9 protein-coding genes are annotated in these 12411 nt (G+C 72.6%); 3 read left to right on the top strand and 6 right to left on the bottom strand.

The features are described 5' to 3' along the window. Position 1: 1 nt before the first annotated feature. Positions 2-1057, bottom strand: a complete 1056-nt coding sequence (locus R2B67_RS01895) for a ferredoxin reductase (protein ID WP_317816057.1) — start codon at positions 1055-1057, stop codon at positions 2-4. An 85-nt stretch (positions 1058-1142) separates the two neighbouring features. Here R2B67_RS01895 and R2B67_RS01890 point away from each other — a divergent pair, with 85 nt between their 5' ends. Further along, a complete protein-coding gene (locus R2B67_RS01890; RefSeq protein WP_317816055.1) occupies positions 1143-2282 on the top strand; it encodes a PucR family transcriptional regulator in 1140 nt (379 codons plus the stop codon). A 56-nt stretch (positions 2283-2338) separates the two neighbouring features. Here the strand turns inward: R2B67_RS01890 and R2B67_RS01885 are convergent, their stop codons facing one another. Together R2B67_RS01885 and R2B67_RS01880 are read right to left on the bottom strand one after the other, a co-directional pair. Next, the gene (locus R2B67_RS01885) at positions 2339-3112 is read right to left on the bottom strand and encodes a calcium-binding protein (protein ID WP_317816054.1); all 774 of its coding nucleotides are present in this window, start codon (positions 3110-3112) and stop codon (positions 2339-2341) included. A 254-nt stretch (positions 3113-3366) separates the two neighbouring features. Continuing rightward, positions 3367-3882, bottom strand: coding sequence for a lytic polysaccharide monooxygenase auxiliary activity family 9 protein (locus R2B67_RS01880; RefSeq protein ID WP_317816053.1), 516 nt, complete (start codon positions 3880-3882; stop codon positions 3367-3369). A gap of 357 nt (positions 3883-4239) precedes the next feature. On the opposite strand from R2B67_RS01880, the gene R2B67_RS01875 reads away from it, so the two are divergent. Then, entirely contained in the window at positions 4240-7572 is a 3333-nt protein-coding gene (locus R2B67_RS01875) for a S8 family peptidase (protein WP_317816052.1), read from the top strand. Positions 7573-7668: 96 nt separating this feature from the next. Here R2B67_RS01875 and R2B67_RS01870 read toward each other — a convergent pair whose 3' ends face one another. Genes R2B67_RS01870 through R2B67_RS01860 form a run of 3 tightly spaced genes read right to left on the bottom strand, consistent with a single transcriptional unit; the run spans position 7669 to position 10441 of the window. Beyond that, positions 7669-8229, bottom strand: coding sequence for a hypothetical protein (locus R2B67_RS01870; RefSeq protein ID WP_317816051.1), 561 nt, complete (start codon positions 8227-8229; stop codon positions 7669-7671). 8 nt (positions 8230-8237) lie between these two features. After that, the gene (locus tag R2B67_RS01865) at positions 8238-9761 is read right to left on the bottom strand and encodes an ATP-binding protein (RefSeq protein ID WP_317816050.1); all 1524 of its coding nucleotides are present in this window, start codon (positions 9759-9761) and stop codon (positions 8238-8240) included. After that, positions 9758-10441, bottom strand: coding sequence for a response regulator (locus R2B67_RS01860; RefSeq protein WP_317816049.1), 684 nt, complete (start codon positions 10439-10441; stop codon positions 9758-9760). The genes R2B67_RS01865 and R2B67_RS01860 overlap by 4 nt, the downstream gene beginning before the upstream one ends. 298 nt (positions 10442-10739) lie before the next feature. Here R2B67_RS01860 and R2B67_RS01855 point away from each other — a divergent pair, with 298 nt between their 5' ends. Next, entirely contained in the window at positions 10740-12404 is a 1665-nt protein-coding gene (locus tag R2B67_RS01855) for an alpha/beta hydrolase (RefSeq protein ID WP_317816048.1), read from the top strand. The last annotated feature ends 7 nt before the right edge of the window (positions 12405-12411 follow it).

Genomic DNA, 12411 nt, shown 5'->3' with positions numbered 1-12411 from the left:
CCTACCGTTCGATGTCGCAGGGGCCCGCCGCGGCGGACACACAGGTCTGGATGAGGACGCCCGGTTCGGCCTCGGTGATCTCGCCGGTGCGCAGGTCACGTACGGCACCCGCCTTGAGCGGCGTGACGCAGCCGAAGCAGATGCCCATGCGGCACCCGGAGGGCATGAGCACGCCGGCTTCCTCGCCGATGTCCAGCAGCGGCGTGGCGCCGTCCGCGGCCACGGTCCTGCCGGTGGTGCTGAACGTGACCTCGCCGCCCTCGCCGGCGACGACGATGCCGGGGCGGAAGCGCTCGGTGTGCAGCCGCTCCCGGGAGCCGTGCTCGGTCCAGTGCTCCTCGGCGGCGTCGAGCAGGCCCGCGGGCCCGCAGGCCCAGGTCTCGCGCTCGGCCCAGTCGGGCACGAGTTCGCCGAGACGGGAGATGTCGAGCAGGCCGTCCGTGTCGGTGTGCACCTCGGTGAGGCGCAGCCGCCCGGCCGCGACCAGACCGTGCAGTTCGTCGCGGAAGATCACGTCGCGCGGCTGTGGTGCGCAGTGGACCATGAGGACGTCGTCGAACGCGGTGTCGCGCAGCATGCCCATCACGGGCGTGATGCCGCTGCCGGCCGTCAGGTAGAGCACCTTGGCGGGCCTGGCCCGCGGCAGCACGAAGTCACCGGTCGGCTGGTCCAGCTGGATCAGGGTGCCCGGTTTCGCCCTGCGGACCAGGTAATTGCTGACCTTGCCGTCCGGGATCGCCTTCACGGTGATCGTGATGCGGCCGTCCTGGCGGTTCGTCGGCGAGGTGACGGAGTAGGCACGCCACAGGCGCACCCCGTCGACGTCGACCCCGATCCGCACGTACTGACCTGCCGTGTGGCCGCGCCAGGCCCGTCCCGGTCTGATCACGACCGTCGCGGCGTCACTCGTCTCGGGGGTCACGGCCTCGATGCGCCCCCGTAGGTCGGCGCCCGTACGGAGCGGGCTGACCAGGTCGAGGTAGTCCGACGGCAGGAGCGGCGTCGTGACCATCTCCAGCAGTTTCCACGCCCTGCCGCGGAGGGCTGTACTCGTCATGGCCCCAGCTTGCTGTGCCTCAAGGCGTAAAGTCCTGACCGTAGGGCGTGAATCTGATCAGCAGGATTGTTCGCAGGGAACAAACATGAGCCATGCAGTCCGGAGGGCCAGCGAGCTGACCCTTGACGAAACGACGGTCACCGCGCTGCGGGCCGCGCTGAAGACCACCGCCGACGAAATCGTCCAGGCGATCATCGACGAGGTGCCCTCCTATGCCAACGCCCTTGCGGGCCGTATGGGCGGCACCATCCGCCGGGCGGTCCGCACCGCGCTGGGGCACTACCTGGACCTCGCGAGCGGGAAGGCCACAGGCGGCGACGGCGGTGACGCGGCCTACGAGCTGGGCCGCGGCGAGGTGCGCGACGGCCGTTCGATGGACGCCCTGCTCAGCGCCTACCGCGTCGGTGCCCGCGTGGCCTGGCGATGCCTGGCGGCGGGTGCCGTACCCGCGGGTCTGCCCGCCGCCGACGTCGCCAAGTTCGCCGAGCTGACCTTCGCCTACATCGACGAGCTCTCCGCCGCGAGCGCCGCGGGCCACGCCGATGAACTGGCCGCCCGGGGCAGGGCCCACGAGCGCCTCCTGGAAGACCTGGCCCGGGACCTCCTCACCGGCGCGGGACCGGACGTGCTGCTGGCCTCCGGCCAACGGGCCGGGTGGCAGCCTCCGGTCACGCTGACCGCGGTCCTGCTGCCCGCCGCCCAGGCCCGGCCTGCCTACCGCGCACTCGACCCGAGCACCCTCGTCCTCGACGATCTGCCGGATGACACAGGTGTGCTGCTCGTCCCGGACGCCGACCGGTCGCATCTCCTGCGGCAGCTGACCGACCGCACCGCCGTGGTCGGCCCGGCACGGCCGTGGACCCGTGTGTCCGCCTCGTACGCGCGAGCCGTGCGGGCGCGTTCCCTCTCCCCTGACATCCGCGACACCGAGGACCACCTGCCCGAGCTGGTGCTGAGCGCCGACGCGGACGCGTTCGCGGACCTGCGTGCCCGGGCCCTCGCGCCGCTGCGGACCTTGCCTGCCGCGACCGCGCGGCGGCTGGAGGAGACGCTGCGGGCATGGCTGCTGCACCAGGGCCGGCGGGACGAGGCGGCGGCGGCCTTGTTCGTCCATCCCCAGACGGTCCGCTACCGGATGTCGCAGCTACGGGAGCTGTTCCCGGATCTCGCGTCGCCGGACAAGGTCCTGGAACTGACGCTGGCGGTCGGTCTCCGGGGCAGCTGACGCGCGGGCCGGCCGAAACCCGGCCATCGCGCGCCCATACGGGGGACGGGTGCTGCTTACGGGAGGACGAGGTTCCGGCCGGGACCGCCTTCGACCATGTCCTTGCCCGGTCCGCCCAGGATCACGTCGTCGCCGGCCTCGCCGTGCAGCATGTCGTCGCCCGGGCCGCCGAGGAGGACGTCCTTGCCGTCCCCGCCCATAACGTGGTCGTCGCCCGGGCCCGCGTACACGAGGTCCCTGCCGCCGTAGCCCTCGATCATGTCGTCGCCCCGGCCGCCCCACATCCGCTGGTCGCCGTCGTCGCCCATCAGGTGGTCCATGCCGTCACCGCCGTCCAGGACCACGCGCCCCATGACCATGTCGTCGCCCGCGTCGCCCCTCACCGTGTGTGCGGTGTGGGCGTGCAGGGTGTCGTCACCGGGACCACCGCTGACGGTGGCCACCCCGGGGTCGCTGGTGGCGATCTCGTCGTCGCCGTCGCCGAGGAAGACATCGATCCGGTCCGGCCGGGAGCTGCCGGTGGGCAGTTCGCAGACGACGTACGTCTCGACCCCCGGCTCCAGGTACGTGCAGTGGTCGCCGGGCTGGAGGGGGACCGCGTCGCGGAAGCCGATGCGCCGGACCCCGTCGCCCTGGTCCATCGGGACCACGTGGAGGTCGTTGACCTGCCCCGGGGCGGCGGTGAAGGTGATCGACTGCTTCGCCCAGTCGGCGCCGATGCGGGCCTTGGCACCGGTGGCGGCGGGAGCCGCGACGGCCGGGGACGCGGCGAGGCCGGTGGCGAGCAGGGCCACGACGGCTGCGCGGGCGGTGACTCGGTGGCGGTTCATGGGACCTCATCTCGATGGGGTGGTCGTCGGGTCCGCCCGGCGGTCCGGCGGCATCCTCGCCCGCGTACGCGTACGCGCTTGACGTGATCGCTTGCACACGAGCGCGAGGTGCCGCCCGGTGCCCGGAGCGGACGGTGCACCGCCCGCTCCGGGCACCGGCCGGGCGTCGGCCGGACTGGTTCACTCAGGTTCCGGTGCCTGCCGGCCGAGCCGGGTGGCGCCGAGGTGCGGCGGTACGGTGGTGCGGTCGCGCGTCAGCTCACGTTCACGTCCACGCAGGCGTAGAAGGCGTTGGCGGTGTCGGCGATGTTCCACACGGCCAGCACCTTCTGCTTGCCGGTCAGGGTGCCGAAGTTCACCTGGTGGGTGACGGTCTCTCCCGGCCGGGCGCCACCGTCGTTGAACTCCGCGATCTTCCGGCCGCCCGCGTAGTACTGCCAGGTGCTGGTGGCGTGCCGTGCCGTCAGCCGCCAGTTGAAGCTGGTCGTCCGGCTGACCGGGGTGACCCTCCAGCCTTTGTTGTCGTTGTTGAGCTCGGCGAAGGCGGCGTTCCCTCCGCTGCAGCTCGTTAAGCCCTTGGGGCCCTCGACGCTCTGCGGCTCGTACTTGATGGCGCCGCAGGAGACCGTGCCGGCGGCGCACTGGGCCTGCCGGCTGGGGGGCGAGGATATGTAGCCGTGCGCGCTCGCGCCGCCGGCAGGCAGGGTGACGGCCAGGAGCGGGGCGATGCCCGCGCCGAGAGCGACGGCCAGCAGCTTCTTGCTCTTCATGACAACTCCTCTGCAGGGGTTGGTGCATGCCCAAGGAATGGGTATGCATGGACATGACAAGCGGTGTCGTGCATGACGTTCGGGCGGTCATGGGCGACCAGGGGAGCGTACCCCGCTTGGTCTAGACCAAGCTAGGGTGCGTTCGCGGTCGGCCTTCGGGCCGGTGATGCGCTGCTCGCGCGCGGAGACGGTCCTTCCCGGCCCGCCGGATCCGCCCCGACCGCTGTTACACAACGATCATTGAGTGCCTTTCAGGGGCCTCGGCATACTTCGGAACCCGGGGCCGTACGCGTATCCGAACGGCCCTGCGCGGGCTGGGCCTTCGCCCGCCCGATCCACTCCTGAGCAGGGGCCATCTTGCGTAAACGATCAAAGAAGGCGTACGCCGTCGCGGCCGCGGCCGCCGTCGTGCTGACGGCGGGCACGACCGGCCCGGTATCGGCGCAGAACGGGGAAGCCGGACCCCAACCCCTGGCCATCGCCGAGGACTTGGGGGCGTCGGGCACCACCGTCACCCTGATCACCGGCGACCGGGTCCTCGTCGACTCGCGCGGCCGGGCCGGCGGTATCGAGCGGGCGAAGGGCCGGGAGGGCATCCCCTTCTTCACGCAGACCCACAACGGCCGTACCTATGTCGTGCCGCGCGACGCACGGCGCCTGATCGCCGACGGCACGCTGGACCAGCGGCTGTTCGACATCGGTGAACTCGCGGGACCGGAGAGCCGCAAGGCCCACCGGGCCGGGCTCAAGGTGATCGTCGGCTACCGGGGCGCTGCGGCCAAGTCCGCCCGCAGCGAAGTGCGTTCGTCCGACGGCACCACCCTCCGCCGCACCCTGTCCGCCCTCGACGCCGATGCCGTCACCAGCGCCACCACCGACAGCACCGGTGCTCTGTGGGACGCCCTGACGCGTGAGCGGAGCGACGGCTCGGCGGCCACGACTGCCGGCATCGCGCGCATCTGGCTCGACGGGGTGCGCAAGGCCTCGCTCGACCGCAGCACCGGCCAGGTCGGCGCCCCGGCGGCCTGGGCCCGCTCGTACGACGGGACCGGTACGAAGATCGCCGTCGTGGACACCGGCATCGACGCCACCCACCCGGATCTGGCCGGCCGGGTGGTGGCGGAGCGGAACTTCAGCGGCTCCCCGGACGCCAAGGACCGGGTCGGGCACGGCACGCACGTCGCCTCCACCGCCGCCGGTACGGGGGCGAAGGACGCCCGGTTCAAGGGCGTCGCCCCCGGGGCGCAGCTGATCAACGCCAAGGTGCTGGACGACCGGGGAGCCGGTGACGACTCCGGTGTCATCGCCGGTGTCGACTGGGCCGTCGCCCAGGGCGCCGATGTCATCAACATGAGCCTGGGCGGCCCCGACACCCCGGGGATCGACCCGCTGGAGGCACAGGTCGACAAGGTCTCCGCGGAGAAGGGCATCCTCTTCGCGGTAGCCGCGGGCAACAACGGGCCGGGTCTGGGCACGGTCGCGTCGCCGGGCAGCGCCGACGCGGCCCTGACGGTCGGCGCCGTCGACGACGACGACGCGATCGCCGACTTCTCCGGCGTCGGGCCCCGCACCGGGGACGGCGCAGTCAAGCCCGACCTCACCGCGCCGGGCGTGGGCATCACCGCGGCCGCGGCCACCGGCACCGGAGGACAGAACCCGCCCGGATACGCCACCCTGGACGGCACATCGATGGCGACCCCGCACGTCGCGGGAGCCGCGGCCATCCTCAAGCAGAAGAACCCCGCCTGGACGGGCGCACAGATCAAGGCCGCCCTCACGGGCTCGGCCGAGGGCGGCCCCCACACGGTCTTCCAGCAGGGCGCGGGCCGGCTCGCCGTCGGCAAGGCGATCGACCAGACGCTCGTCGCCGAACCGGTCTCGGTCACCCTGGGCACCCAGCCGTGGCCCCACACCGACGACACGCCCGTCACCGAGCGGGTGACGTACCGGAACAACGGCACCGCCGACGTGACGGTGGACCTGGCGCTGGAGGCACCCACCGGCGGCGACGGACAGCCCGCACCGGCCGGGTTCTTCACCCTCGGCGCGCAGCGGATCACGGTCCCGGCGGGCTCCACCGCCGCCGTGGAGCTGACGGCCGACACCCGGCTCGGCGGCACGGTCGACGGCTCGTACTCGGCCACGGTCGTCGCGACCGGAGGCGGTCAGACCGTGCGCACCCCGGCGGCGGTGGACCGGGAGAGCGAGTCGTACGACGTCACCTTCAAGACCCTCGGACGGGACGGAGCACCCAGCACCGCCTGGCACGCCGACCTGAAGGGCTACCGCGAATCCGCGGCGGGCCTGCGGTTCTTCCCGGACCTGTCGTCGGGCTCCACCACGACGGTCCGGCTGCCGCGCGGCACCTACAGCCTTGCCGCCGACCTGCCGGCCGACCCCGCCGCCCCCGGCAAGGGCGCCGATCTGATCAGCAATCCGGAGCTGTCGGTGACCGGTCCCACGACGGTCACCCTCGACGCCCGGACCACCCGGCCCGTGAAGGTCACGGTCCCGGACCCGGCCGCACGCCCCACCCGCGCCGGAATGATGTACACCCTGAGCACACCCGAGACGTTCATCATGGAGGGGGCCGAGTACGGCAGCTTCACCAACCTCCGTACCGCCTACCAGGGTCCCAGCATGGCCGACGGCTCCCTCACCCAGCAGTGGTCCGCCCACTGGGAGCGGAACGGCACCGAGTACAACGTCCTCACCGGCGGCCCGGTGCGCAAGCTGGCCACCGGCTTCACCAAGACCTACACGACCAAGGACATGGCCCTGGTGAAGGCGCGGATCGGATCGTCCGTCCCCGGTGCCGACGGTGCCCTCGCGGCGCACGGCCTGATGGACAACGGCGGCGGCGTCCAGGCCCTCTACACGGTGCGGTCCGCACCGGAGACACGGAACGTGTATCTCTCCACGGCGGACGGGGCCGCCTGGAACATCGTCGCGGGTCTGCTGGGCGAGGCGGACCCGACGGGATACCGGGGCTTCGACTCGGTGTACGAGCTCGGCGACCGGAAGTTCACGGCGGGGGCGACGTACACCGAGACCTTCAACGCCGGTGTCATGGGGCCGCGGATGAACGCGGACGAGGGGCTCGTCCGCGACGGCGACGACCTCCACGGCTCGTTGCCGCTGGTCAGTGACGGGGCGGACCACTCCGGGTTCGCCGAGTACACGGAGGCGAGCACCACCGTCCACCGCGACGGCCGACTGCTCACGCGGGAGGACGTCGCCATCGACCGGCAGACCTTCACGCTCCCGGCGGAGTCCGCCGCGTACACGGTGGCGACCACGGTCCGCCGCAACCCGGCGATCAACCGCGCCGCCCCCCGGATCGACGCCTCGTGGTCCTTCACCTCGGCCCGCACCACGGAAGCGACGTTGCTTCCGGCCTCCACGGTCCGCTTCCGGCCGGAACTCGCCCTGGACTCCACGGTTCCGGCGGGCGGCAAGGTGACCGTCCCCGTCCAGGTGCAGGGCGCGGCGGCCGGTGCGAACCTCAAGGCCCTTCAGGTCCAGGTGTCGTACGACGGCACCACATGGCTCTCCGCCCCGGTCGGTTCGGGCAAGGTCACGGTACGGGCCCCGGAGAAGGGCAAGGCGGTCTCGCTGAAGGCCGTCGTCACCGACAAGGCCGGCAACCGGTCGACGGTCACGATCCACGACGCCTTCTTCGGCAGGTGAGAGACCGCCGTTGAGTGGAGAGGGGGCGGCCCGCCGGAACCTTCGTTCCGGCGGGCCGCCCCCTTTCCGCGCGGGCCCACGCGGAAAGGGAGCGGCTCAGCGCACCGGAGCCGGGACCGGGCGCAGGGGGCAGTCCGCCGGGGCGAGGCGCTCGTCCTGCCCCACCAGGCTCACGGACACGGCCCCCTGCGCATGCGCCGCGAACGCCGCCGTGCAGACGAGCTGGTCGCGGGCGCGGGCCGGCAGCCGCGCCACCCGCAGGCGCAGCCTGACCTCGACGGTGGGGCCGTCCGCCTGGACCCGGTCGGCGGCGGACGCCGAACGGGGCAGCGAGGGAGCACTGCGCAGCCCGGCCCGCCGCTCCGCCTTGTCCGGCCCGGCGAGCAGAGCGGTGACGGCGGCGCGTGCGTCCGGCCCGTCCGCGCCCTCGGCCGGAACCGGCCAGGGCGCTTCGACGATCCGGGGCACGGGCAGCAGCTCGCCGGAGGGGGAGTAGAAGAACAACAGCATGCGCCCCTCGCGCGGGGGAAGCAGATCGGCGACGGCCGGGCGGCCCGCATCGATCACCGCCGTCTCCTGGACACCGCAGCCCACGAGCGGGCCCCAGGCCACCACCAGCAGCGCGGCGAGCAGACCCGCCCGCCGCACACGGAACACCGGCCGCCTCACCTACCCGACCTCTTCACGCCCCGGCTGTCCGCAGCTTCCGAGCCCGCACCGGCCGCCGGACCGTCCGGCGCGCCGCTCCCGGACGTGGGCCCCTCGAAAGGCAGTTCCACGGTGAACAGCGCGCCGCCCCCGGGGACGTTCTCCGCGCGGAGGGTGCCGCCGTGCAGCGTCACGTTCTCCTCGGCGATCGCCAGCCCGAGGCCGCTGCCCGACGAGCGGGAACGGGCGTCGTCCGCCTTGTAGAAGCGGTCGAAGATGTGCGGCAGCGCCTCCGGGGCGATCCCGGGGCCGCAGTCACGCACCTCCGTGACCAGCGCATCCCCGCGTTTCGAGAGCCGTACGGTGACCGGTTCGGTGCCGTGGCGTAGGGCGTTGCCGACGAGGTTGGCCACCACCACGTCGAAGCGGCGCGGGTCGAGGCGGATACGGAACCCGTCGGGCAGCTCGGTGTGGACCCGGCCGAGCCACTGCCGGTCGGCCAGCGTGTTCCGTACGGACTCCGCCGCGTCCACCTCGTCCGTGGTGAGTTCCGCGGCGCGGGCGTCGAAGCGGGAGATCTCCATCAGATCCTCCACCAGCACGGCCAGTTTGGTCGTCTCGGCGCTGATCAGACGCACCGCCCGCGCGGTGTCCGGGCCGAGCTCCCCGGCGTCCTCGTCCAGCACGTCCGCGACGGCGAGCATCCCGGCGAGCGGGGTGCGCAACTCGTGCGAGACGTCCGAGGCGAAGCGCCGGGCCCGCCCGCCGGCGTCCCGCAACTCCTGTACGGAGTGCTCCAGTCGGGCCGCCGACTCGTTGAACGTCCTTGCCAGTTCGGCCATCTCGTCCCGGCCCCGCACCGGGATGCGGGTGTCGAGCCGGCCGCCGCCCATGGAGTGTGCGGCACGCCGCAGTGCACGGACGGGGCGCAGCACACTGCGCGCCGCCAGGAGCGCGGGCACCAGGGCCACGGCCAGCCCCGGCAGCGCTCCGTCGCGGGCGGCGGTCACCAGCGCGTCGATGTCGACCTCCTCGTTCGTCATGGGCATCACCGCGTACAGGACGAGGCCGCTCGGCACCGCGCGGCCACCGGCGACGACCCGGGTCAGCACCGGCATCCCGATCGTCAGATACGCCTTGCCGTCCTTGACGACCCGCTCGAAGCTGCCGTGCGGCGAGGTGCGCGCGGCGCGGCGCAGCTCCGCGGTGAGCACCCCGGAGACGGGCCGGTCACCCGAGGAGGCGCGTACGGAGCCGTACTCGGCGAAGACGATCCACGGGTGGGGCTTGGCGCGCGCCGCGATGTCGTACAGGTGCCACCGCAGCCCGTCCGGGTCCAGCGGCAGGCCCGGGACGAACCGCTCGGCCTCCTCGCGGAAGGAGACGACGGCCGTGTCCTGTGCGCGGGTGAGGACCGCGTTGCGCGCCTCACGGTAGGTCAGCGCGGCGGTCGTGACGGCGCTGACCGCCGCCACCAGCAGGAACGCGAGCACCAGCCGAGTGCGCAGCCCGAACGCGACGGTCGCCGCGGGCCGTCTCACAGCGGGCCGAAGCGGTAGCCGAGGCCGCGCAGGGTCTGGATGTACCGGGGAGCGCCGGGCGGCTCGCCGATCTTGATGCGCAGCCGGCGCACACAGGCGTCCACCAGGCGGACGTCGCTGTGGTAGCTGAGCTCCCACACCTCCTTCAGGAGCCGCTGCCGGCTGAAGACCTGCTCCGGCACCGCGGACAGGTGCAGCAGCAGCTTGAGTTCGGACGGTGCGAGGGGGAGCGGGGCGCCGGACCTGAGGACGGTGTGAGCGGCGCGGTCGACGGTGAGTTCACCGTGGTGCTCGACCGGGGGCCGCGCACCGGCCGGGTCCTCGGCACGGCGCAGCACGGCACGGATGCGGGCCTCGACGATCTCGGCACGGGCGGGCTTGACGATGTAGTCGTCCGCGCCCGCGTCCAGACCGAGGACGATGTCGCCGTCGTCGCCGCGCGCGGTCAGCATGATGATCGGCAACTGCCCAGCCTCGCGTACCCGGTGACACACCTGTACGCCGTTCATGGCGGGCAGCATCAGGTCGAGCAGCAGCAGATCGGGGCGGAAGGTCCCCAGCGCCTCCAGACCGGCCTCGCCGGTCGCGGTGGCGAGCACCTCGTGCCCGAGCCGCCGCAGCCCGAGCTCGATCCCCTCGCGCACGGAGCGGTCGTCTTCGACGAGGAGGACGCGTGGCATGGGGTGGCTCCAGGGACCTGGGGGACGGGGAGTCAAGAACGTGTGCACGGCCGGCCCTCCGCCGCGGAAACGCGCCAGGGGACGGCCCTCCACCTGCGGATTTCCGTGACAGCCCCCACCGGGATGATATGCGGCGGCGGCCGGATGCCAGATCACCGCCTACAACTCCGGTATCACACACGGCTTTTGCGTCATTCCCAGGATGGAGACAAGTGCGCCTCGCGGAGGGATCCGCCGGCGCGGCCGGTTCCTGAAGGGTCTTTCCCGACCGATACACGCGACCGGAAGGATCGATATCGTGCGCAGACGACGTCTCGTGCCGCTGTTGGCCGTGAGTCTCACGGCAACGCTGGCTCCCGCGCTCGCCACCTCCACGGCCAGCGCCGCCCCGGCCGCCGCCCCATCGGTCGACTCCTCGTACGCAGCCCCTCCGTCCGCCGCGCTTCCGTCGGCCGCCCAGGGCGCCGCGCTGGACCGGTACACGAAGCAGAAGCCGCGATGGAAGCGATGCGAATCCACCGCTCCGGCGGAGTTCCAGTGCGCCACGATCAAGGTCCCGCTGGACTACCGGGCACCCGGCGGCAAGCGGATCGACCTGGCGATATCCCGGATCAGGACCGCCGAGCCCGGCAAACGCCACGGTGTGCTGCTCTCCAACCCCGGCGGCCCCGGGGGATCGGGCACCTACATGCCGCTGGCGCTGCGGGAGGAGCTGCCCAAGTCCGTCCTGCGGAAGTACGACCTCATCGGCTTCGACCCGCGCGGGGTGGGCGAGAGCAGCCCGGTCACCTGCGGCCTGACACCGGACGAGGAGGAATGGCTGCGGCCGTACAAGAAGGAGACGTACGCCAAGGACGTCGCCTGGGCGCGCAAGGTCGCGGACAAGTGCCGGGCCAAGGCGGGCGCCACCCTCCCGCACATCACCACGCGCAACACCGCCCGCGACCTGGACCTGCTCCGGGCGGTCCTCGGCGAGAAGAAGATCTCGTACCTCGGATACTCGTACGGCACCTACCTGGGCGCCGTCTACACCCAGCTCTTCCCGGGCCGCGCCGACCGGTTCGTCCTCGACAGCGCGGTCGACCCGGCGCTCGCCTGGCGGGGCATGGTCCAGTGGTGGGCGTGGGGCGCCGAGCCCGCGTTCGACCGGTGGACCGGGTGGGCCGCCGCGCGTTCGGAGACGTACGGCCTCGGTGACACGCCGAAGAAGGTCGACCGGACCTTCTGGGAGCTGGTCGCGCGGGCCGACAGGAAGCCCATCGACCTGGACGGGCTCCTGCTGACCGGCGATGACATCCGCATCGGCATGCGGGCGGCGGTCTTCAGCCCGCAGACCGCCACCGAGGCGTTCGTGGAGCTGAAGAAGGCCGCGGACGGTCAGCCGGCCGCCGCGCGGAAGCTCACGGCGTTCACCGGGACCACCGGGGCGGCACGCCAAGCCGCCGACGTGCCGGCGGACAACATGACGGCGAGCTTCTGGGCCGTGGTGTGCGGCGACAACTCGGCCGCCTGGCCGCGGAACCCCGAGCGCTACCGGCAGGACGCCATCGCGGACAAGGGCCGCTACCCGCTCTTCGGCGACTTCGCGTCCAGCATCAAGCCCTGTGCGTTCTGGAACCCCTCGGTGGAACGGGCGACCGTGGTGAACAACAAGGCCGGCTCCCTGATCGTCCAGAACGAGTGGGACTCGCAGACCCCGCTGCCCAGCGCCCAGGCCCTCCACAAGGACCTGAAGCGCTCCAGGATGGTCACCGTCCTCGGTGGCGAGGGCCACGGTGTCTACCCGAGCGGCAACGCGTGCACGGACGGTACGGTCACGGGCTACCTGCTCTCCGGAAAGCTTCCGGCGAAGGACGTGACCTGCCGGGCGACCGCCGCGTCGAACGCGGACGCGCGGCAGAACCGGAAGGGAGACGAGCTCCCCGGGTCGCCGCTCCCGGAGCGCGCCCCGGACCGCTTCTGAGTCCGGT

This window comes from Streptomyces cyaneofuscatus (assembly GCF_033109485.1).
Lineage (GTDB): Bacteria > Actinomycetota > Actinomycetes > Streptomycetales > Streptomycetaceae > Streptomyces > Streptomyces cyaneofuscatus.
The sequence above is the reverse complement of the archived record's forward strand: the minus strand, read 5'-3'. Positions and strand labels throughout refer to the sequence as shown.

What these genes read in the sequence shown, in the direction of transcription:
- R2B67_RS01860 (WP_317816049.1), bottom strand. Translation starts at nt 10,441, where the DNA reads ATGCCACGCGTCCTCCTCGTCGAAGACGACCGCTCCGTGCGCGAGGGG.
- R2B67_RS01885 (WP_317816054.1), bottom strand. Translation starts at nt 3,112, where the DNA reads ATGAACCGCCACCGAGTCACCGCCCGCGCAGCCGTCGTGGCCCTGCTC.
- R2B67_RS01895 (WP_317816057.1), bottom strand. Translation starts at nt 1,057, where the DNA reads ATGACGAGTACAGCCCTCCGCGGCAGGGCGTGGAAACTGCTGGAGATG.
- R2B67_RS01890 (WP_317816055.1), top strand. Translation starts at nt 1,143, where the DNA reads ATGAGCCATGCAGTCCGGAGGGCCAGCGAGCTGACCCTTGACGAAACG.
- R2B67_RS01880 (WP_317816053.1), bottom strand. Translation starts at nt 3,882, where the DNA reads ATGAAGAGCAAGAAGCTGCTGGCCGTCGCTCTCGGCGCGGGCATCGCC.